Source organism: Pseudoduganella sp. jia 9, assembly GCF_055502615.1.
Map to the genome: position 1 here is coordinate 262,045 of NZ_JBUPWE010000011.1, position 21,059 is coordinate 283,103.

At 66.9% G+C, this 21,059-nt stretch carries 16 protein-coding genes; 4 read left to right on the forward strand and 12 right to left on the reverse strand.

The window, feature by feature from the left end:
- Nucleotides 1–123: 123 nt before the first annotated feature.
- From ACY34H_RS16550 to ACY34H_RS16595, 10 genes are all read right to left on the reverse strand, one after another.
- Nucleotides 124–552 carry a hypothetical protein gene (locus ACY34H_RS16550; protein ID WP_464978562.1) on the reverse strand — a complete coding sequence of 143 codons (429 nt, stop codon included), beginning with the start codon at nucleotides 550–552 and terminating at the stop codon, nucleotides 124–126.
- 118 nt (nucleotides 553–670) lie between these two features.
- On the reverse strand, nucleotides 671–1,498 hold the full coding sequence (locus ACY34H_RS16555) for a hypothetical protein (protein ID WP_464978563.1): 828 nt from the start codon (nucleotides 1,496–1,498) through the stop codon (nucleotides 671–673).
- Nucleotides 1,499–1,719: 221 nt separating this feature from the next.
- Nucleotides 1,720–4,596, reverse strand: a complete 2,877-nt coding sequence (locus ACY34H_RS16560; protein WP_464978564.1) for a carbohydrate-binding protein — start codon at nucleotides 4,594–4,596, stop codon at nucleotides 1,720–1,722.
- A 129-nt stretch (nucleotides 4,597–4,725) separates the two neighbouring features.
- The gene (locus ACY34H_RS16565; RefSeq protein WP_464978565.1) at nucleotides 4,726–5,358 is read right to left on the reverse strand and encodes a DJ-1/PfpI family protein; all 633 of its coding nucleotides are present in this window, start codon (nucleotides 5,356–5,358) and stop codon (nucleotides 4,726–4,728) included.
- A 36-nt stretch (nucleotides 5,359–5,394) separates the two neighbouring features.
- Nucleotides 5,395–6,978 (reverse strand): M48 family metalloprotease, encoded by a 1,584-nt coding sequence (locus ACY34H_RS16570; RefSeq protein ID WP_464978566.1) that lies wholly within the window; start codon nucleotides 6,976–6,978, stop codon nucleotides 5,395–5,397.
- A gap of 112 nt (nucleotides 6,979–7,090) precedes the next feature.
- On the reverse strand, nucleotides 7,091–8,269 hold the full coding sequence (locus ACY34H_RS16575; RefSeq protein WP_464978567.1) for an ABC transporter substrate-binding protein: 1,179 nt from the start codon (nucleotides 8,267–8,269) through the stop codon (nucleotides 7,091–7,093).
- A 22-nt stretch (nucleotides 8,270–8,291) separates the two neighbouring features.
- Nucleotides 8,292–10,139, reverse strand: a complete 1,848-nt coding sequence (locus ACY34H_RS16580; RefSeq protein ID WP_464978568.1) for a feruloyl-CoA synthase — start codon at nucleotides 10,137–10,139, stop codon at nucleotides 8,292–8,294.
- A gap of 9 nt (nucleotides 10,140–10,148) precedes the next feature.
- Nucleotides 10,149–11,594: an aldehyde dehydrogenase gene (locus tag ACY34H_RS16585; RefSeq protein WP_464978569.1), complete on the reverse strand. Its 1,446-nt coding sequence runs from the start codon at nucleotides 11,592–11,594 to the stop codon at nucleotides 10,149–10,151.
- A 90-nt stretch (nucleotides 11,595–11,684) separates the two neighbouring features.
- Nucleotides 11,685–12,518 (reverse strand): p-hydroxycinnamoyl CoA hydratase/lyase, encoded by an 834-nt coding sequence (locus ACY34H_RS16590; protein ID WP_464978570.1) that lies wholly within the window; start codon nucleotides 12,516–12,518, stop codon nucleotides 11,685–11,687.
- A gap of 95 nt (nucleotides 12,519–12,613) precedes the next feature.
- Nucleotides 12,614–14,392: a tannase/feruloyl esterase family alpha/beta hydrolase gene (locus ACY34H_RS16595; protein ID WP_464978571.1), complete on the reverse strand. Its 1,779-nt coding sequence runs from the start codon at nucleotides 14,390–14,392 to the stop codon at nucleotides 12,614–12,616.
- Between the two features lie 176 nt (nucleotides 14,393–14,568).
- Between ACY34H_RS16595 and ACY34H_RS16600 the strand changes: the two genes are divergently transcribed.
- The 4 genes from ACY34H_RS16600 (at nucleotide 14,569) to ACY34H_RS16615 (ending at nucleotide 19,666) form a co-directional block, all read left to right on the forward strand.
- The gene (locus tag ACY34H_RS16600) at nucleotides 14,569–15,012 is read left to right on the forward strand and encodes a MarR family winged helix-turn-helix transcriptional regulator (RefSeq protein ID WP_464978572.1); all 444 of its coding nucleotides are present in this window, start codon (nucleotides 14,569–14,571) and stop codon (nucleotides 15,010–15,012) included.
- A 118-nt stretch (nucleotides 15,013–15,130) separates the two neighbouring features.
- Nucleotides 15,131–15,616, forward strand: coding sequence for a dihydrofolate reductase (locus tag ACY34H_RS16605; RefSeq protein ID WP_464978573.1), 486 nt, complete (start codon nucleotides 15,131–15,133; stop codon nucleotides 15,614–15,616).
- A gap of 165 nt (nucleotides 15,617–15,781) precedes the next feature.
- Nucleotides 15,782–18,037 carry an Orn/Lys/Arg family decarboxylase gene (locus tag ACY34H_RS16610; protein ID WP_464978574.1) on the forward strand — a complete coding sequence of 752 codons (2,256 nt, stop codon included), beginning with the start codon at nucleotides 15,782–15,784 and terminating at the stop codon, nucleotides 18,035–18,037.
- A 213-nt stretch (nucleotides 18,038–18,250) separates the two neighbouring features.
- The gene (locus ACY34H_RS16615; RefSeq protein ID WP_464978575.1) at nucleotides 18,251–19,666 is read left to right on the forward strand and encodes a sigma-54-dependent transcriptional regulator; all 1,416 of its coding nucleotides are present in this window, start codon (nucleotides 18,251–18,253) and stop codon (nucleotides 19,664–19,666) included.
- A 9-nt stretch (nucleotides 19,667–19,675) separates the two neighbouring features.
- Here the strand turns inward: ACY34H_RS16615 and ACY34H_RS16620 are convergent, their stop codons facing one another.
- On the reverse strand, nucleotides 19,676–20,407 hold the full coding sequence (locus tag ACY34H_RS16620; RefSeq protein ID WP_464978576.1) for an amidohydrolase family protein: 732 nt from the start codon (nucleotides 20,405–20,407) through the stop codon (nucleotides 19,676–19,678).
- A gap of 15 nt (nucleotides 20,408–20,422) precedes the next feature.
- Entirely contained in the window at nucleotides 20,423–21,034 is a 612-nt protein-coding gene (locus ACY34H_RS16625) for a hypothetical protein (protein ID WP_464978577.1), read from the reverse strand.
- Between the last annotated feature and the right edge of the window lie 25 nt (nucleotides 21,035–21,059).

Below are 21,059 nucleotides of genomic sequence, written 5' to 3' on the forward strand. Positions count from 1 at the left end.
GACTCCATGATCAAATGGGTAGAACACAGCGGGTTCGGGGCAGCCGGCGCGCGGTTCGTCGCAGCCCGGCCGAGCCTGGTGTTATCGAAAGACAACCGGCCGTGCATGGCGGCGCGACGGCGCTCACGCGGAAGCGTCTGCTTCGTCCTGGTCTTCGTCGTCCTCGTCGTCGTGCCGGAACGCCTTCAGCGCCTTGACGATGGCCTTGGCATTGCCGGACAACACAGCGCCGCCAAGGGCGATGACGTTGGTGACGAGGCCGATCACGTCACGCACCTTGTCCAGCTTTTCCAGCGTTTGCGCGGCCGACGCGAGCGCCGCCTGCAAGGCGCCGGCCTTCAGCCCGGCATCCGTGACGACCAGCGCGATGGCCTGGCCGCGCAGCACATTGGCCAGCGCATCGAGCTTCTGTTCGCAATCCACGCGCAGCAGGTGCTCCTCCTCCGCTGTCAGCGTATGGGTCACGCGAAATTCGAACAGCTGCGTCGACAGTCTCGTGTAGCGGTTGGCCAGTTCGGCCAGCTCATCCGCGGTCAGTTCCTTCGTGCTCATGCCGGTCTCCTCCGCACATAATTGGGACTACAGACTGTCGGACTACAGAATGTCGGCCTACAGACTGTCGGCCTACAGACTGTCGGACTACAGACTGTGGGGCTACAGCCAGCCATCACTAACGCTGATCCATTTTTGCCTGCAGGGCCAGGGTGGCTTCGCGGTGCCTGGCCAGCGCGGCGATCAACGCTTCGTTTGCCGTCCCAAGCTTCTTCACGCGCTCCTGCTCGCCAAGCAGCGTGACCGCGTACATGCGCACGGCCAGCGGTTCGGCCTTCTCGAAACGCGGCAGCGCCGCGTCCATGGCGATACTGGCCCTCTGCAGGTAGGTGTCGATCTGCGGACGTGTGATCGACGTGGCGTACCATGCCAGCGCACCCGTCGTGGCATTCACGGCCTCGCTCTGTTCGAGCAGTTCCCGGATCTCGCCACGTGCGACGCGCTCGGTGGCGAGCCGGGACACCAGCCTGCCGAGCGTGATCACGGCCTTCGCCTTGTCCGGTGGCACGACCGGCTCGCCGGAGCGGGTCTTGAGTTCGTCGACCGCCTCGCCCAGCCCCTTCAGTTCCGCGGTATAGCTGGGCAATTTCTCGTCCGCCAGCGCGGCGAGCGTTTCCGAATAACTGTCCAGCAATGTCACCAGGCTGAGGATATGGGTGCTGTCTTTGGCAAGCGGCGCGCAGTCCGATGCCGCGCGCGCCTGCACATCCGCGATCCTGAACGCCACAGGGGCGTCGCGGGTCTGTTCCTGCATCATGAACTGCGCCTCGCACAGGCGGAGCGGGGTATCGGCTATCGCGGCAAAGGAGGTTCCCAGTTTTCGGGTGTCATCGGCGTACGTCCTGACAGCCGAAAAATCCGCGCAGCCGGCAAGGATCGCGGCAATCGCGATGCCGGAGCCCAGGCGGATGAACGTCGACAGCGAGGTGCGGCAGAGGTTCTTCACGTTCAGCTCTCCCCGATCGTTGGATTGAGACGACGAGGCCGGCGCCGGACGCAGCATCCGAAAGACGGGCGTGCTGGCGGCCTGGCCGATACCTGTCGAATTACTATTAGTTATTCGACACGATAGCACCATTCCGGCCGTCACCTCAACCTGGTCGTCATCATCCGTCCGGCGGCGTCGCCGACCGGCACGCGGCGCGCGGCCGCCGGTATCGGAATGCGCTACCGGGGCGCGGCGCCAGCACCGGCGGCGGTCGCTGCCGCGCCGAACGTCACGCGGTCCAGGCTCATCAGGCTGTCCTGCGAACTGCCGTAAAAGCGCAGGAACACGTTGTGCACGCCGGTGACCTTCCTGACCGCCGCGGTGACCGTGGTCCAGTCCTTGCCCTCCGCGCCGGCAGGCACGACCAGCGAGCCGACCGCGTCGCCGGCCACGTCGTCGAGCACGATCTCGATGCTTGCACCGGGCACGGCGCCCGACACCGTCGCGGAAAAGCTCGTGGCGCCGCCTTTGCCGAAATCGACGCGCGAGAACTGCAGCCAGTCGAAGTTGTTGATCGAGGCGACGTAGGAACGGCCGGTCGTGTCGACTTCGACGGAAGTACCGGCCGACTTGCCGGCCTTCGAGGCCTGCACCGACCTGTAGGGATCGATCTTCGCAAGGCTCTTCGAATCGACCGGCGCCGGCCGGCTGGACCTGGCCGGCAATGGCGGCGGTGCATCGCCCGGTGCGCCGGATACCGTGATCCTCAGGCCCTCGCTGCCCACGGTGCCGTTCCAGTCCACCAGCAGTTCTTTCGCATAGCCGCTGCCGGCGCGCCGGTAGTCCTGCCTGCGGCCGTTCACGGTCACGGCGACGTCGCCGCCGAAATCGTCCGCCAGGTGCAGCGTGCCGACTTCCAGCGGCGCATCGGGCTTGAACAGCAGCTCCTTGTGCTGGCCGTGTCGGCCGCTGGTCACGACGCTGACAGTGCCGTAGCCGTCCGGCGAGGCGTACAGCGCATCCGTCATCCGTCCGTTCATTTCCGGCAGAACGACGGGTTTCAGCCACAGCGCCTTGCTACGCGCATCGCGGTGGTAGCCGACGATATCGTAATAGTTGCGCCACAATGCGGGCATGCTGATGTATTGCTTCTTGCTGCGGATCTCGGTGGCCACCGGTACCGGCGCCTTCACCAGCGGCAGGATGTTCAGCGGATGATTGAACACGTGGTTGCGGTCCAGGTACTGGCGTTCGTAGGCATCCTTCTGCAGCACCGCCCATTCGCCGGCACGCCGGCTGTTCAGCAGCAGGCCGCCGTAATGGGTAACGATGTACGGCGTCCATTCGTCGTACGTGCCGTCGGTATAGCCCAGGCCACGGTAGTACGGCTGGTAATAGTCGTTCAGCTTGCCCAGCACGAAGTCCTGGTCCGCTGCCGTCCATATCTCGCCGAGCTTCATGTTCAGCGCCAGCCACTGGCCGCCGAAGTAACCTTCGCTGTGCTTGCCCAGTTTGAAACCGGCTTCGTTCAGGTAGCGGGCGCGGAACGATGCGACGACCGTGTCGTAGGCAAGCCGGTAGCGTTCCGCCAGCGCCTCCTCGCCCCGCTCCGCCGCCAGCCGCGTCATCAGCTTGTAAGCCACCGCCGACAGGCTGGCATTGAACGGATTCGGGTCGCCGCCAGCGTCGTACGAGTTCTCGGAGTGATCGAACGTGTACGGGTAATCCTTGTTCCCGTACTGCTCCACCTGGTCGAGGATGCGCTGGGCGGCCCGTTTCACGTTTGGCCAGAGCGCATCGAAGCGGGCCCGGTCGCCGGTCGCCTCGTAGGTCTCGTAGGCCGAAATGATGAAGCCTGCGTTCAGGTCCACCCATTTGACGATGTTGCGGTAATCGGCATGCTCGGTATCGTCCCAGTCGACCATCACGGAACGCAACGCGCGGTCCGCGCCGACGTCCATCTTGTTGGTATCGTGGTGGATCTGGCCGCTCATCATCTGCGTGCGCGCCCAATAACGCAGCTCCTCCCACGCGAAGAACGGCAGCAGCTGGCCGACGATCTGGCGTGCGTGCCACATCTGGTCCATCGTGCCGAAGCAGGTCCATTGCCCTTCGGCGAACGCCACCCTGCCATCCTTCTTGTACATCGAATTGGTCGCCAGGTTGACCAGCGTATTCAGGGTCTGGTTCTTCAGCCAGTCCGGCAGGTTCGAGGCGCGCATCCGGTCGACAAGCTCCTCCGCATTGGCCTTCAGTTCGCTGAAATGCGCCAGGCCGGCATCGGCCACGGTGGACGAATCGCGGTGCTGGCCCAGGTACCAGGAACGTTCGGGATCGGAATCCTCGTACCACGCCAGCACGAAGCGCACACGCCGGGTCTCCCCTGCCGCAAGCCGCACCTTGACCGCCGTGCCGGCCGCGCCGCTGGCCGGCATGTCGCCCGCCTGCCCGCGCGCCAGGAAGCCGGCCTCGTTGCCGGCGCTGACCAGTGCCGGCTTGCCATCCGCCGCGCCGTACACCGACCAGGCCCTGGAACTGAAGCCCTTGCCGGCGACGGCGTGCAGCGCGGCGCCACCGGCATCGAGGCGCAGCGCCAGCGCGGCTTCCGCGGTCGTGGCCCCCTGGTTGGTCAATGTAAACTCGTAGAAAGCGTAAGGAAGGCTCATGCGGCCGGGATCGCGCCGGTCGAACGGCGAGAAGGCCGTCATGGCCACCGCGATGTCGCCCGTCGAACCGAAGTTCACGCGGTGCAGCGGCCAGATGGCATCGTCATCCGGCCGGCCGCCGACCTGCCGGGCCTTCAGCGTGGCCACGGTCGCTACCTTGCCGGCCCGCTGCGTGTACAGCGCGAACCCGGCCCCCTTCAGGCGCTCGAAATCGTAGGCATCGGCGGGCGGACGCAGCATCGCTGCGAAGGTGCCGGTATTGGCATCGAACTTCACCGCTCCGGCGCCGAAGCCGCCCAGCGGCGCGCCGGTAGTGCCGTTCACGGCATATGCCGGAACGGCGGCGGCAGGCTGGTTCTCCTGGGCCGAAAGCGGAATCGAGACAAGCGGGAACGAGACGAGAACGAGAACGAAAGCGACAGCGCGCGCGGACTGCGTGAATGGCTTCATGACGATCCTGGAGAAGGGGCGCGCCGGCATGGCGCACCGCGCAGATTCTCCAACGATCGCCAGCGCTCGGCAATTACGAAAATCGCCAAGGGCCGGACCGAATTTTGATGTTTCGGCGACGCGTCCCGGTCATGCCGGCGGCGGCGTCATCGACGCCACCAGTGCGTGATACCACCGCTCCTTGCGCGTCTTGTGCAGCTGGTACCAGGCGCGAATGGTCTCCGGCCGCCATACCTTCAGCATCTTCAGCACTTCGGCGGAAAACTCCAGCGGCGCCAGCCCCGTGGCGGTCAGCAGGTTGTCGCCGCGCACGGCCGGCTCCTGCCGGTACAGTTTCTCGCCTCGATACGCCGGGCAGGCCTGCTTGAGGAAGCCCAGGTCGTTGCTGGTATGCCGCCGTTGGTCCAGCGCGCCGACGCTGGCCAGGCCGTCGACCGCGCCGCAGATCGCCGCCACGCTGTGGCCCGCGTCCAGCGCATCGCGCGCGAACTCCAGCACCGGGCGCAGCTCCGGCTGGTCCCAGCGCTCGCCGCCCGGCAGGACCAGCACGTCGCCAGGCTGCAGCGCCAGGTCGGCCAGCGCCAGGTCCGGCACATGCGTGGTACCGCCCATGCTGGTCACTTCCGCGGTGGTCAGCCCCACCCTGCTGAACTTGAAATCCGCCAGCGGATTGGCAAAGAAGCGGCGGCTGTGCAGTTCCGCCGCCAGGTAGCCGATTTCCCAGTCGGCCAGCGTATCGACCACCACCAGGTAAGCGCTCATCGTTTCTCCTTGTCAGTAGGGCATGCCAGTATATCGTCAGGCCGCGCGCGGCAGCAGGCCGTCGCGCCACAGCCGCGCCGCCCGCTCGCCCTTCGTGCGCCGCAGGAAGGCGCAGCCTTCGGCGATCGCCGCGTCGGCCAGCGTGCGGTCGTGTGCCACCGCCGCCTCGAGCTGGAACAGGCCCGCGTCGCTGCCGTCGGCCAGCAGGATGCAGCCGTAGTGATAGGCCGCACGCGGGAACGGGCCGCCGGGCTGCGCCAGAAGGTGAACCAGCACGTCGCGCGCCGCCGCGGGCGATTCCAGTTCCGCGCGCAGCAAGGCCAGTTCGTACAGGCTGGCCGGCGACAGTGCCGCCAGCGGCTGCGCCGCGAGTTCGGCCAGCCGCAGCCGGTCGCGGCTCGCTTCGCGGTGCCGTGCCTGCCAGTGCCTCCCGGCGTGCGCCCACCACGCGTCGTCGAATTCGCGCACCAGCGTGCGCAGGGTCTCCGCCGGCAGCAGCACGTCGGCCGCGCTGCGCTCCACCGGCCGCGGCAGAGCGGGCCGCTCGCCGATGGCATCGACCCGCTCGCGCAGGCAGGGATGGGTGTCGTGCACGCCGGACCGCTCGGCCAGCGCCGCGGCCAGCGCGGCCGGCTGCGCCCACTGCGCGTAGCCCGCCTTCAGTGCCGTCCCCATTGCCGCGAATGGCATGAAAGCCGGGCGCGCCGCATGGTCCGCCTGGCGCAGCAGCGTTGGCCAGAATGCGTCCGCGATCCAGCGTGCCTGCAGCGTGTCGCGCACCAGCCCCTGGGCATTGGCCACGCTGCCCGCCACGTCGCTGGCCGCGCGGTCGGCATCGTATTCGTTCTGCCGGGCCAGCACGAAGGTGTACGCATTGTAGTAAGGCATCAGGCGGTCCAGCACGGCCGCGACGCCGCGGTGGAACATGCTGTCCGCGGCCAGCGCCCGCACATGCCCGTGCAGTGCGCCGAACACCAGCCGCTGGCGGTAGACGCGGGCGGCGGACCTGCCATGATTGCCGCAAAGGTGGCCAAGCTCGTGGGCCACCGTCGCCGCAATTTCCCTGGTGGGCACACCCAGCATGTACGGCAGCCCCAGCATCAGGTAACTGGTGCCGCCGCGGGACAGGCCCAGCAGGCCCGGCAGCCCGGCCAGGCCGAACCATGCGCGCTGTGCGATCGCCGCGTTGTAGCGGTCGTCGACCAGCACATGGTCGATGCGCGGACCACCCAGCTTCATGCGGATTTTTTCAAGCATGTCGAACAGTGCCGGTGCCTCGACGCGCGTCAGGCGGCGCCCTGCCGGCGGCGGAATGCGGACCAGCAGCGTGCGCAGTATGAGCAGCAGCGCAGCCAGAGGCAGCAGGGCCAGCAAGGCCAGCTTGATGGCGGCCGCGCCGATGTGGGCGGCAAGCGCGTAGCGCGCGGCCAGCACCGACAGCAGCACGAGCAGCGCCGGCACGATGGCGATGGCGGCGATGGCCGCGGCACCGATCAGGCTCACGCGCCGGCGGAATGCCACCGGATCCGCGTGCGAGTCGAGTTCCAGGCGCCGCACCAGGCGGGTGTAGAGCTGCGCGTCCTTCCCGGGGTGCGCTTCCATCCTGTCCTGCGTGTCCAACCGGTCTCTCCTGTCGTGGCGTTGCAAAGCCCGTTACGATAAGAGAAAGCGAGCTTCGGAAAACTCTCCAAAGCTCACATTTCACAACTATATTTTCATTCCAGCAGCGGGGTCACCGCGGCGGGACGTTCTCCAGCACGCCGATCGGCGCGTTGACGAGCTTGCCGTCGACCTTCTTCACTTCGCGGATGTACATGTTCTGCACGATGTCGCGGGTGGCGGGATCGATGCTGATCGGCCCGCGCGGGCTGTTCCACTTCATGCCGGCCAGGACCTTGATCGCGGCGTCGCCGCTCACCTTGCCGTCCAGCCTGCGCACCGTTTCGGCGATCATGCCCATCGTGTCGTAGGCCGCCACGGTGACGAAGGTGGCCGCCGGCCGTTGCGGATTGGCCGCCGCATACGCTTTCAGGAATGCCCGGTTGGCGTCGTTGTCGAGCGCCGTCGAATAGTTCAGCACCGTCACGGCGCCCAGCGCGCGTTCGCCCAGTGCCGCCAGCGTCGGCGTATCGCTGGTCATGTCGCCCACGCCCAGGAACTTGATGCCGGCCTTGTCAAGGCCCTTGTCGGTGAATGCCTTCAGCAGCGCCGTGCCGTCTTCCGCGCCGGGAGCAAAGAAGAACAGCGCATCGGGCTTCTGGTCCTTGGCGCGCTGCACGAATGGCGAATAGTCGGGATTGGCGAGCGGCACGCGCGCCGAACCCACTACCTTGCCGCCCGCCTCGCTGAAGCCCTTGATGAACTTGGCCTCGGCATCGGCACCCGTGCTGTAGTCGCTGACCAGGGTGTAGACTTTTCCGACCTTGCTCTTGCCTGTCCAGGTGCCGAACGGTTCCGTCATCTGGTGCATCGTCATCGACGTGCGCACCATGTACGGCGACTTGTCGGTGATCCCGGTCGTGACGGCGTTCATCACGATCATCGGCGTTTTTGCGCGGGTCGCCAGCGGCGCCACCGCCAGTGCGCTCGGCGTCAGCGAGAAGCCGATCAGGAAGTCGACCTTCTCGCGGGCGATCAGTTCCTGCGCGGCACGCTTCGAGTGGTCGGCATTCGAGCCGCCGTCGTCGCGGTAGATCACCTCGATCTTCTTGCCGGCTACCTTGTCGCCATGCTGGTGCAGGTAAGTGCGGATGCCGTCCTCGAACGGCTTGCCGATATTGGCGAACGGTCCGGTCAGCGCGGCGATCACGCCGACCTTGATCGTGTCCTGGGCCTGCGCGTGGCCTGCCAGCGGCAGGAAGGCGATGGCAACGGCGCCGGCGATGGCGCGGGCAACTAAGCGTTTTTTCATGGTGTCTCCTCCATTGATCTTGTCATTGCATCCGGATGGTGCCGTCGTCGCGGCCTTCGTACATCGCTTCCACCTGCGCCGCGCGCCGCGCCAGCACCGCCGCCTGGTTGACGGAGCCCTTGTCTGTCAGTTCGCGGTGATCGATCGATGGCGGCTCGTCCTGCAGGCGCAGCATCGCCACGGCATTCGACGAACCGGTCGAACCGGCATTCAGCCTCCGCAGCAGCCCGGCAAAGAACTCCACGACCGGTGCGCTGGCCAGCACCTGCGCCGGGCTGGCATTCGAATTCAGCCCCGACAGCACCTGGCAGTGCTCCATGCGCGGAAACACCAGCAGCCCCACCGCGTTGCGGTCGATGCCGGTCACCACCGTGTCGAGGACATATGGCGCGCCCATGCTGATCACCTTCGCGCGCAGCGGCCCCACGCTGACGAAGGTGCCGGTGGCCAGCTTGAAGTCCTCGGCGATGCGGCCGTCGAACATGAAGCCCAGCTCGGGCTGCGCGGGATCGGCGAAGCGCAGCGCATCGCCGGTGCAGTAATAGCCTTCGTCATCGAATGCCTCGGCGGTCAGCGCCGGCATGCGCCAGTAGCCCGGCATCACGTGCGGCCCCTTGAAGCGCGCTTCGAGCTTGCCGCCGACCGGCACAAGCTTTACCCTGCAGCCCGGCGCCGGCACGCCCACGTAGCCGGCACGCACGATCGGACCGGTGCCGAAGGTGCACGAAGGCGAGGTCTCCGTCATGCCCAGTCCGGTCATGATGCGGATCGACTCGCCGCAATGGCGCGCCGCGATATCGTCGAGCCGGTCCCAGGCCGCCTGCGACAGCCCGGCCCCCGCGCAGAAGAACAGCTTTACACGCGAGAAGAACGAATCGCGCAGCTCGGGATCGGCCTCCAGCGCATCCGTCAGCATTTCCCAGCCCTTCGGGATGTTGAAGTACACGGTCGGCGCGATTTCCTTCAGGTTGGCCAGCGTGCGTCCGATATCGGCCGGGGTGGGCCGGCCATCGTCGAGATACAGCGTGCCGCCGTTGTACAGCGCGATGCCCACGTTGTGGCTGCCGCCGAACGTGTGGTTCCACGGCAGCCAGTCCACCAGTACCGGCGGTTCCTCGCCGAAGAAGGGGAACGTCTGCAGCAGCATCTGCTGGTTGCTGCTCCACATGCCATGCGTGGTGACGACCGCTTTCGGCTTCTTCGTCGAACCCGAGGTAAACAGGAATTTCGCGATCGTCTCCGGCCCGACCGCGGCGTTCGCCGCGTCGACGGACGACGGCACCGCCTCCAGCAGCGCGGCGAAGCGCGTGGCCTCGACGCCCGGCACGTCGCCCGCATCCAGGATCAGTTCCGTTCCCGGCGGAAGAACGGCGGCGATTGCCTTGCCGAACGCGCCGCCATCGGATGCGTAGACCGCTCCCGGCGTCAGATGCGCCACCAGTTCGTCGAGCCGGCCGTAGTCGGTGGCCACCAGCGAATAGGCGGGCGACACCGGCACGTAGGGCACGCCAGCGTACATGGCGCCCAGCGCCAGCTGGTAGTGCTGCAGGTCGTTCCCGGACAGGATGACCAGCGGCCGTTCGGCGGACAGGCCGCGGTCCAGCAGCGCCTGGCCGATGCGGCGCGCACGGTCTAGCATGTCGGCATACGCGATCCGGATCCATTCTCCGTCCGGCCCGCGGCGCGCCACCAGCGTGCGCTCCGGCCACGCGCGCGCGCCGCGCACCAGGCAATCCGTGAAGCGGCGCGGCACGTCGCCCAGCGGCGTTTCCGCATCCACGTACCAGGCTTCACCTTCGCGCCGCACCGAAACGCGCGGGCGGCCAATGGCCACGGGGCGGCACCGCCCCGGTATCTGCGATAGGGACATGTGCCCTCCTCAGATCGGGTAGTGGCGCGGCGTGGTCTGCACCGTGATCCAGCGCAGGTCCGTGAACTCGGCGATCGCGGCCTTGCCGCCGAAGCGCCCATGGCCGCTGGCCTTCACGCCGCCGAACGGCATCTGCGCCTCGTCGTGCACGGTGGGGCCGTTGATGTGGCAGATCCCCGATTCGATGCGGCGCGCCACCGCCATCGCGCGGCCGATATCGCGGCTGAACACCGCGGCGGACAGGCCATACTCGCTGTCGTTGGCCAGCCGGATACCTTCCTCGTCGCCATCGAAGCGCACGATCGACACCACGGGACCAAACGCCTCTTCACGGTACGCGGCCATCTCCGGCGTCACGCCATCGATGATCGCCGGCTGCAGCAGGTTGCCATTGGCGCTGGGCACCGCCGGCAGAACCGTGGCACCGCGTTCCACCGCGTCGCGCACCAGTGCCTCGACGCGCTGCGCGGCGGCCGGGTCGACCATGCCGGCCAGCGGCGCATCGGCATGGGCTGCCTTCAGCGTCGCCGTCTTCGCGGCGAATTTCTCCAGGAAGGCCGGGGCGATCTTGCGGTCGACCAGGATGCGGTCGGCCGACATGCAGATCTGCCCCTGGTTGAAGAACGACGAGAACGCCGCTGCCTCGACGGCGGCATCGATGTCCGCATCGTCGAGCACCACCAGCGGGTTCTTGCCGCCCAGTTCCAGCAGCACCGGCTTCAGGTACTTTGCCGCCTGCTGCGCGATGATGCGGCCCACGTGCGTCGAACCGGTGAAGTTGATGCGCCGGACCGCCGGGTGCGCGACCAGCGCGTCCACCACGGCGGCGGCATCCTGCGGCGCGTTCGTCAGAACGTTGACGACGCCGGCCGGGAAGCCCGCCTCCTCGAACACGGTGCCGATCAGGCGGTGCAGCGCGGGGCACTGTTCGGACGCCTTCAGGATCACGGTATTGCCGCAGGCCAGCGGCATTGCCACGGCGCGCGTTGCCAGGATCACCGGCGCATTCCACGGCGCGATGCCGAGCACCACGCCGCAAGGCTGGCGCACGCCCATTGCCAGCGAACCGGGCACGTCGGACGGAATCACCTCGCCGGCGATCTGGGTGGTCATGCCGGCCGCCTCGCGCAGCATGTTGGCTGCCAGCGTGACGTTGAAGCCGTACCACATCGGGCTGCCGCCTGCTTCGGCCGCGCCGCGCGCCACGAAGTCGGCGCGGTACTTTTCCATCGTGTCGGCCGCCTTCAGCAGCAGGCCGCGGCGCTCGGCCGGCGCCATGGCCGACCAGGCCGGGAATGCGCGCTGCGCGGCATCGGCGGCGCGCCGCGCATCGTCGACGGATGCCGCGGCGGCGCGGGTGGCGATATCGCCGGTGGCGGGATTGCGGCGCTCGAATACGGCGCCGTTCGAAGCGGCGGACGGCGAGCCGTCCACCAGCAAATCGGTGTCGAACATGGTGTCTCCTCTGCGTTCTCGGGGGCCGGCGGCTTTGTTATTGTCGCTCTGGCGCCGGCCCGTACTATAAAGGAAGGATGGGCGAACGGATCAGCCGCGCTTGTAGGCCTGCAGGCCCGGCTTGATCGTCTTGTCGTCCAGGAACTGCTTCAGGCCTTCCTTGCGGCCCTTCTCCGGGTCGCGGTAGTTCGACTGGTCGGTCTTCGCGTACAGGTAGTCCTCGCCCTGCTCCCAGGTCAGCTCGCGGGCGCGCTTGAAGCCCTGCTTGGCGTAGCGCAGCACCACCGGATTTTTTTCCAGCAGGTTGCGCGCCAGCGCGATCACGGCGTCGCGCAGTTCTTCCTTCGGCACGCTGCGGTTGACCAGGCCCATCTCCGCCGCCTGCTTGCCGGTGAAGGTTTCGCCGGTCATGATGTAGTGCAGCGCCTGGCGGTGGCCCATCGTGTCCGCAACGGCCTTGCTGACCAGGTTCCCCGGCGGAATGCCCCAGTTCACTTCCGAGAGGCCGAACACGGCGTCGTCGGCCGCGATGGCCAGGTCGCATGCCACCAGTGGCGAGAACGCGCCGCCGAAGCACCAGCCGTTGACCATCGCGATCGTGGCCTTGCTGTACATGCGCAGCAGCTTCCACTGCCATTGCGAACAATCGCGGCGAATGCGCTCCTGCGTGATTTCGGGCTTGCCGTCCGTTTCGCGGAAGTACTCCTTCAGGTCCATGCCGGCGGACCAGGATTCGCCGGCACCGGTCAGCACGATCACCTGCGCGGCATCGTCCAGTTCCAGTGTTTCCAGCACGTCGATCATCTCGCGGTTCAGCGTGGGGCTCATGGCGTTGCGCTTCTCGGGGCGGTTCAGCGTGATCCAGCCGATGCCGTCCGCCACGTCCACTTTCACGGTTTGCCAGCGTCCTTCGTAATTGCTCATGCTTGTCTCCTCGGGTTCATTGTCTGTGCTCGTATCAGGCAGCCTGATATTAAGTTCATACTAGACCATATCAGGCATCCTGACAAGCGGATTTTTCAGCGGCACATGAAACTGGCGGCGTCGTCGACATTGCCGCCCGTGTAGGTCGCCACTTTCGGCCAGCTGCATAGTGGCCGCGTGCGGCCGGCGGGAATCGCGCCGAGCCCCGGATTGGCGCTGGCGGTGCGCGCAGTGGCGCGGATGGCCTCCGGTGCGACGCCCTTCTCCACCCAGTCCACCAGCGGCGTCAGCATGTCGAACTGGTCGGTCGCAGGGCCGCCGGAGCAGTGATTCATGCCGGGCACGGCGAACACGCGGACGAACGACGATGTGTCGGCATGGTTCGCCTTCAGCGCGTCGAGCCATTTCACCGTGTCGTCGAACGAGAACACCGGGTCGCTGACGCCGTGGAACACCAGCACCTTGCCGCCGCGGCCACGCAGCGTGTCGAGCCGGCCGGGCGTGGCCGGCGTCATGAACGACATCGACGATTCCCTGAACCGTTCCGTCGTGGCGTATATTTTCGCGGCATCCGTGTCGAAGTTGAAATTCAGTGCGTAGTCGAGCAGCGCCGTGCCGCTGGCCGCCAGCGCGGCCGGGTCGGCGGGCGGCGTGGAAAAGATCAGCGCCATCGACGGCGCACCCAGCGTCGCCGTCAGGCCGGGCGCGGTCGCGGAACCGAGCTTCCACACGCGCCAGCCTCCAGCCGCCAGGCCCGGGTCCCACGACCAGCGCGTATAAAGCGCGCTACCGGCCGTATTCCTCGGGCCGTCGTAGACTTTCTGCAGGGCCGACTTCTGCGCGGCCGTCAGGCACGTGCCGTCCGCCGACGCGGTGCACGTGGGCACATCCTTCGCCAGCGAGAACGTGGCCTGGCAGCGCGCGGTGTCCGCGACCATGCCGTCGGCAGCGCCATCGAGCGCATCGCAGCGCTCGATGATCCTGTTTGCGACCAGGCGCAGGTCGAGGTCGGAGAAGCCGGCGCCGATGTTCGGGCGGCCATCGGCACCACGCGGCGCGGCGCCCGCCAGCGCCTGGGCATCCCACATCTGCGTGACCGCCGCCTGCGGCAGGTTGTAGCCGGGCGCGCCGGCCAGCACGCCGTCGTACTGGTCGCCGAAGCGGCTGGCGGCAACCAGGCCGTGCCGGCCGCCGTTCGAACAGCCGACGATGTACGAGCGGTCCGGCAACTTGCCGTAGGCGGCCTTGATCAGGTTCTTCGCCATCGGCGTCAGCTGGCCAACGGCGTTGTAGCCGTAATCGAGCCGCGCCTGCGGATCGAGCCCGTACACCTGGCCGGCGACCGCGCCGGGCTGCGTGGCATCCGGCACGTGGCCGGCATCGGAGCTGATCACCGCATAGCCCTGCACCAGCGCGTTGCTGACCGGCCCGCCGCCCGGCAGGTTGCCGAACGCCGCATTGCCGCCGCTGATGCTGCCATCGTTGCCACCATTGGCCTGGTAGAAGAAGCGGCCGTTCCAGTCGCGCGGCAGGCGCATTTCAAAACCGATCGCATAGGGCCGGCCATCGACGCCGGTACGCTCGTTCATCTTGCCGAGCACTACGCAATGTTCGGGCATCGGCGTCGCCACGCCATTCAGCATCTGCGTCACGCTGCCGGCCGGCGCCAGCGTGGCCGAACTGATCGAGGTGTTGGCGAACGCCGTGCCGGTGGCCAGCTCGCTGCAGCTGGCAAGCCTGGCGCCGCTGGCGGGCGCGAGGTGGGTGGACACAGCGTTCGGGGTGCCGCTGCCGCCGCAGGCGGTCAGTGCGGCTAGCGCCAGGGCCGTCAGCACGGGGCGGTGGAAAGCGGGACCGGAAGCGGATTGTTGCATTGCATGTCTCCTCGTATTGAATGGACGGCGCGGCGCCGGCAATATGATCCGCCTTACAATGGCGGCCGCGGTGCGGTACGCTACCTCGCGGTAGCTGTCGTATCCTCGAATATCAGGCGTCCTGATATCTAATTCATACTAACTTCAATCATCCTGAGTTGACAAGCAGATTGCCGATGTTTAAACACGCCGACCATTCCAGGCCCTCCGGCCTCGCCTACCTCGTGGGCCGCCTCGACCACGTGCTGAGCCGCCGCCTGCGCGAGAGCCTCGCACCGCTCGGCCTCACCGTCACCCAGTACACCGCCCTGTCGGTGTTTCGCGCCCAGGGCTCGCTGTCGAACGCGCAGCTGGCCGAACGCACGATGGTGTCGCCGCAGTCGGCCAACGAGATGGTCAAGACGATGGAGGCGCAGGGCTGGATCGAGCGCCGCCCGGACCCTTCGCACGGCCGCATCATCCAGATCAGCCTGACGATCGCCGGCCATGCCGTGATGGAACGCTGCGATGCCGAGGTGGTGAAAGTGGAGGCGCAGATGTTCGCCGGCCTGGAGCTGGACGAAAAAATGGCGCTGCACGGCGCGCTGCGCGGTGCGGTACGGGCACTGAGCGGGAGCTGACGCAGGAACCGGGGCAAAACCGGGGCGGAGCCAGGAAACGCGTCCTGGGCATCGGGTGCGCGCGTCACACGGCTGAAGCAAAAATCACCGATAATGGCGCACTTTCAGAACGTACAATATGACGCAACTATCCATCATCGTGGCCATCGACCGCCAGCGCGGCATCGGCGTACGCAACCAGCTGCCCTGGCACCTGCCCGAGGACCTGGCCCACTTCAAGCGCCTCACGACCGGCCATCCGATCATCATGGGCCGCAAGACCTTCGATTCGATCGGCCGGCCGCTGCCGAACCGCCGCAGCATCGTCATCACGCGCGACGCGCAATGGCGGCGCGACGGCGTCGACGCCGTGCATTCGCTCGATGAAGCGGTGTCGCTCGTGGGCGACGCGCCGGCGTTCATCATCGGCGGCGCCCAGGTATTCGACGCGGCGCTCGCCATCGCGGACCAGCTGATCGTGACCGAGATCGACGGCGAGTTCGAATGCGACACGTTCTTCCCTGCGATCGACCCGTCGATATGGCGCGAAGCGGAGCGCACGCAGCACCAGTCCGCAAACGGCCTGGCGTTCGATATCGTGCTGTACCGGCGCGTTGCCGGGTGAGCACTTCCCTGCACCCTCAGGGTGGCGCCGCCACCCATGCGCATTGAGTAATATTTTTCTACCTGAGCGGTGCGAATTCTGCGAGAATCGCGGACTTTTGTTTACTAGCACCCAGCCCGCCCCGGTCATGAACGATCCCGGGCGGTTCTTCTTTTTGGAGACATCATGAAATTTCGTTTCCCCATCGTCATCATCGACGAGGACTTCCGTTCCGAGAACTCTTCCGGCCTGGGCATCCGCGCCCTCGCCGCGGCGATGGAGAAGGAAGGCATGGAAGTGCTGGGTGTGACCAGCTACGGCGACCTGTCGCAGTTCGCCCAGCAGCAGTCGCGCGCCTCGGCCTTCATCCTGTCGATCGACGACGAGGAATTCGGCGCCGGCTCGAAGGAAGAGACCGACCACGCCCTGCGCTCGCTGCGCGCCTTCGTCGAAGAGATCCGCTACAAGAACGCCGACATCCCGATCTACCTGTACGGCGAAACGCGCACCTCGCGCCATATCCCGAACGACATCCTGCGCGAACTGCACGGCTTCATCCACATGTTCGAGGACACGCCGGAATTCGTGGCGCGCCACATCATCCGCGAAGCCAAGAGCTACCTGGACGGCCTGTCGCCGCCGTTCTTCCGCGCGCTGGTGCACTACGCGAACGACGGTTCGTACTCGTGGCACTGCCCGGGCCACTCGGGCGGCGTGGCGTTCCTGAAATCGCCGATCGGCCAGATGTTCCACCAGTTCTTCGGCGAGAACATGCTGCGCGCCGACGTCTGCAACGCCGTCGAGGAACTGGGCCAGCTGCTGGACCACACCGGCCCGGTCGCCGCTTCCGAGCGCAACGCGGCACGCATCTACAATGCCGACCACTGCTACTTCGTCACCAACGGCACCTCGACGTCGAACAAGATGGTGTGGCACTCGACCGTGGCGCCGGGCGACATCGTCGTCGTCGACCGCAACTGCCACAAGTCGATCCTGCACTCGATCATCATGTGCGGCGCGATCCCCGTGTTCCTGATGCCGACCCGGAACCACCTCGGCATCATCGGCCCGATCCCGCTGGAAGAATTCTCGATGGAGTCGATCCAGAAGAAGATCGACAACAACCCGTTCGCGCGTGACGCGAAGAACAAGAAGCCGCGCATCCTGACGATCACGCAGTCGACCTACGACGGCGTGGTGTACAACGTGGAAGTGCTGCGCGAACTGCTGGACGGGAAGATCGACACGCTGCACTTCGACGAAGCCTGGCTGCCGCACGCCACCTTCCACGACTTCTACAAGGACATGCACGCGATCGGCAAGGACCGTCCGCGCGCCAAGGAATCGCTGATCTTCTCCACGCAGTCGACCCACAAGCTGCTGGCCGGCCTGTCGCAGGCTTCGCAGGTGCTGGTGCGCGATTCCGAGACCGTCAAGCTGGACAAGGACATGTTCAACGAGGCGTACCTGATGCACACGTCGACGTCGCCGCAATACTCGATCATCGCGTCGTGCGACGTGGCCGCCGCCATGATGGAAGCGCCGGGCGGCACCGCGCTGGTCGAGGAATCGATCCTGGAAGCGCTGGACTTCCGCCGCGCCATGAAGAAGGTCGACGAGGAATGGGGCAGCGACTGGTGGTTCAAGGTTTGGGGCCCGGACACGTTCGCCGAGGAAGGCATCGGCACGCGCGAGGACTGGATCTTCAAGGCCGAGAGCAAGGAATGGCACGGCTTCGGCGACCTGGCGCCGGGCTTCAACATGCTCGACCCGATCAAGGCGACGATCGTCAATCCTGGCCTGTCGCTGGACGGCCAGTTCGCCGACTCCGGCATCCCGGCCTCGATCGTCACCAAGTACCTGGCCGAGCACGGCGTGATCGTCGAGAAGTGCGGCCTGTACTCGTTCTTCATCATGTTCACGATCGGCATCACGAAGGGCCGCTGGAACACGCTGCTGACCGCGCTGCAGCAGTTCAAGGACGACTACGACAAGAACGCCCCGCTGTGGCGCATCCTGCCGGAGTTCTCGGCGAACAACCAGCGCTATGAAAAGATGGGCCTGCGCGACCTGTGCCAGCAGATCCACGATTTCTACAAGGCCTACGACGTGGCGCGCCTGACGACGGAGATGTACACGTCGAGCATGGTGCCGGCGATGAAGCCGTCCGACGCGTTCGCCAAGATGGCGCACCGCGAGATCGAGCGCGTGGCGATCGACGAACTGGAAGGGCGCATCACGTCGATCCTGCTGACGCCGTACCCGCCGGGCATTCCGCTGCTGATCCCTGGCGAGCAGTTCAACCGCACGATCGTCGACTACCTGCGCTTCGCGCGCGACTTCAACGAGCGCTTCCCGGGCTTCGAAACGGATGTGCACGGCCTGGTCAAGCGCGAAGTGAACGGCAAGCGCGATTACTTCGTCGATTGCGTGAGAGAGTAACTTGAACGCGCTACGGCCCGGCTAGCCGGGCAATGAAGCGGCCTGCGGGCCGCTTTTTTTGCTTTCCGCCACTATTTTTGTCGAGTCGTCCGGCGACCGACAGTTCCCCGTCAAGGTTTTATTAAGTTAAACCGGCATGTACCTTGCACTGCTATATTGACTGATGCGCCGCAACGAAAACCTGCGGCTACGGTCTTCGCGCACGAGGTAGCCATGGCGTTGTCGATCTGGATGCAGGCAGTGGGAACGGGCGCCGCGAAAGCCGCCTCCGCGCTGCGTGCTGCGCTCGGCAATGCCGGCGTGACCGTGCGGGATTTCGCGACCTCGGCTACCACCTCGGCAAGCACCTCGGCAAGCACCTCGGCAACCGCCTCGGCACCGTCCGCCGGCTTCGGCGTCGTGCTGTGCGGTGCCTGCGACGGCGCATTGCTGCAAACCATCCAGGGCCTCACGATGAACGCCGCCGTGCTGGCCATCGACTGCGCCACCGAACCGCTGCCGCCGGACACGATGTGGGCGCTGCTCGAAGCGGGTGCCACCGACCTCCTGCCATGGTCTGGCGCCGAGCTGTGCGCGCAGCAGGTCGCCGCGCGCCTGCAGCGCTGGGATGCCTTGCAGAAGCTGATGGCATCGCACGCCGTGCAGGGCTGCCTGGTGGGCGGCAGCACCGCGTGGCGGGGCTTGGTGCGGGACGTGGTCGAGGTGGCAGCGTTCACGCAATCGCCCGTGCTGATCACCGGCGAAACGGGCACCGGCAAGGACCTGATCGCCCAGCTGATCCACCGTCTATCCGGCGCCACCGGCGAACTGACCGTGCTCGACTGCACCACGCTGTCGCCCGAACTGGCGGGCTCCGAGCTGTTCGGCCACGAGCGTGGCGCGTTTACCGGCGCCGTCAATGCCCGCGACGGCGCCTTCGCGCTGGCCGACGGCGGCATCCTGTTCCTGGACGAGGTCGGCGAACTGCCATTGCCACTGCAGGCACAGCTGTTGCGCGTGATCCAGGAAGGAAAATACAAGCGGGTGGGCAGCAACCAGTGGCAGCCGAGCCGTTTCCGCCTGGTGTGCGCGACCAACCGCGACCTGGAGGCGGACATCGCCACCGGCGCTTTCCGCGCCGACCTGTACTACCGCATCGCGGCATGGCGCTGCCGCCCGCCACCGCTGCGCGAGCGCCAGGCCGACATCCTGCCGCTGGTCGATCACTTCCTGCGCCAGCTCGACCCGAAAGGGGCCGGCTGCCAGCTCGACGGCGCAGTGCGCGACTATCTGCTGACACGCGACTACAAGGGCAATGTGCGCGACCTGCGCCAGACGGTGGCGCGCATCTGGTACCGCCACACCGGCCCCGGCCCGATCACCATCGGCGATGTGCCGCCGGACGAACGGCTGCAACACGCCCCCGCCTGGCCCGACGCACCGTTCCGCGACGCCATCCGCCACGCCGTCGATCGCGGCATGTCACTGGCGCGCATCGGGCAAGCCGCCGCCGATACCGCCATCCGGCTCGTGCTCGAGCAGGAGGGCGACAATAACCAGCGCGCCGCCCAGCGGCTCGGCGTCACGGACCGGGCGCTGCAGATCCGGCGCAAGGCGGCGCGGGATGGCGAGCCGGAAACGCGGCACTGAAGGAGGCTGTCAGCGACGCTTGCCGATCAGCCGCAGGAAGTTCAGCCCGGTGATCAGCGCCTCGTCCTCTTTCTTCAGGCCCAGCAGCCGGACCTTGTGCAACTCCAGGCCCGGGTGCAGCCATGGCCCGTCCGAGCCGAACAGCACCTTGTGCGGCCCGGCGCGGCGCACGGCGTCGCACAGCAGGTCGAAGCGCCGGATGCCGGAGGTGTCGGTATGGATGTTCGGGTGCCGCACCAGGTGGTCGATCAGCGCCAGCTGGGCCGACCACTGGTCGCCGAAGCTGCCCAGGTGCGGCAGGATGAAATCCACGTCCGGATACTGCGTGGCCAACAGTTCGGCCACGTGCACATCGCCCATCGGGTCGTACAGCACGGGAATGCCGAAGGTGCGCGCGGCATCGCAGATCTCGCCGCTGATCGGGGCATCGTGCCGGTGCACCTTGATGCCGACGAAGCCGTACTTTTCCACGGCCGTGCGCACCATCATGCCGATGCGGCCCCGGTCGCGCGCCGCGTGGACGAAGGCCAGGCCGTAGTAGCGCTCCGGCTGCGCCGCCACGAGCTCCGCGACGGCGGCGTTGGCGCGCGCGTAATCCGAGTGGAATGCGGCCAGCAGCACGGTGCGGTCGATGCCGGCCGTCCTGGCCCGGCGGCCATAGCGCGCCATGGCCAGGTCGCTGTCCCACGGACCGGTGAGGCCGTCGCCAGGGCCGGCGTGGCAGTGGCAGTCGATGATCATCGCGCACCACGCCCGCTACAGCCGCACCGACGGCACGTGCTGCCGCATCGCCGTCATCAGGGCATCGCGCACGGCGGCCGGACTGCCATCGCCTTCGACGGCGTTCTGCGCCGCGCTGCCGGCAATGCGCACGAAACGGCGCGCCATTTCCAGTTCCGCCTGCTCGGGGTCCATGCCTTCCGCTTCCATCTCGAGCGCACTGGCCAGCGCCGAGCCGGCCGCCTTGCCGATCATGGTGCCCACGCCGGGAATCGGGATCATCGAGCCCAGCGCGCCGCCGACGAAGGGCAGCGCCGTCTTGGCGATCCCTTTCAGCACGCCGCCCAATGGCTTGACCACCTTGCCGACCACCGAGCCCACTTTCTTGATGCCCTTCCACGCCTTCTTGAACAGGCCGCCGAGGAACTGGTCGAGCTCTTCCTCGCTGGCGACGGACAGCAGCTCCATCGCCAGCTCCATTTCTTCCACCTCCGAGAACGGTCCTTCGAACTCGCCGAAGCCACCGGATTCCTCCTCGAATTCGCCATTGAACTGCGCGCTGAAGCCGCCCGAGAACGGCAACACTTCGAACTCCCCTTGCGAACGGCATTTGCCGCACGTGCCGCAACTGCACTGTGATCCATTCATGATCGCCCCCATCGTCCCTGTCATT

Coding starts and splice junctions, on each gene's coding strand:
- ACY34H_RS16605 (WP_464978573.1), top strand. CDS start 15,131: ATGACGCAACTATCCATCATCGTGGCCATCGACCGCCAGCGCGGCATC.
- ACY34H_RS16585 (WP_464978569.1), bottom strand. CDS start 11,594: ATGTTCGACACCGATTTGCTGGTGGACGGCTCGCCGTCCGCCGCTTCG.
- ACY34H_RS16625 (WP_464978577.1), bottom strand. CDS start 21,034: ATGAATGGATCACAGTGCAGTTGCGGCACGTGCGGCAAATGCCGTTCG.
- ACY34H_RS16600 (WP_464978572.1), top strand. CDS start 14,569: ATGTTTAAACACGCCGACCATTCCAGGCCCTCCGGCCTCGCCTACCTC.
- ACY34H_RS16580 (WP_464978568.1), bottom strand. CDS start 10,139: ATGTCCCTATCGCAGATACCGGGGCGGTGCCGCCCCGTGGCCATTGGC.
- ACY34H_RS16595 (WP_464978571.1), bottom strand. CDS start 14,392: ATGCAACAATCCGCTTCCGGTCCCGCTTTCCACCGCCCCGTGCTGACG.
- ACY34H_RS16575 (WP_464978567.1), bottom strand. CDS start 8,269: ATGAAAAAACGCTTAGTTGCCCGCGCCATCGCCGGCGCCGTTGCCATC.
- ACY34H_RS16590 (WP_464978570.1), bottom strand. CDS start 12,518: ATGAGCAATTACGAAGGACGCTGGCAAACCGTGAAAGTGGACGTGGCG.
- ACY34H_RS16565 (WP_464978565.1), bottom strand. CDS start 5,358: ATGAGCGCTTACCTGGTGGTGGTCGATACGCTGGCCGACTGGGAAATC.
- ACY34H_RS16560 (WP_464978564.1), bottom strand. CDS start 4,596: ATGAAGCCATTCACGCAGTCCGCGCGCGCTGTCGCTTTCGTTCTCGTT.
- ACY34H_RS16620 (WP_464978576.1), bottom strand. CDS start 20,407: ATGATCATCGACTGCCACTGCCACGCCGGCCCTGGCGACGGCCTCACC.
- ACY34H_RS16615 (WP_464978575.1), top strand. CDS start 18,251: ATGGCGTTGTCGATCTGGATGCAGGCAGTGGGAACGGGCGCCGCGAAA.
- ACY34H_RS16610 (WP_464978574.1), top strand. CDS start 15,782: ATGAAATTTCGTTTCCCCATCGTCATCATCGACGAGGACTTCCGTTCC.
- ACY34H_RS16550 (WP_464978562.1), bottom strand. CDS start 552: ATGAGCACGAAGGAACTGACCGCGGATGAGCTGGCCGAACTGGCCAAC.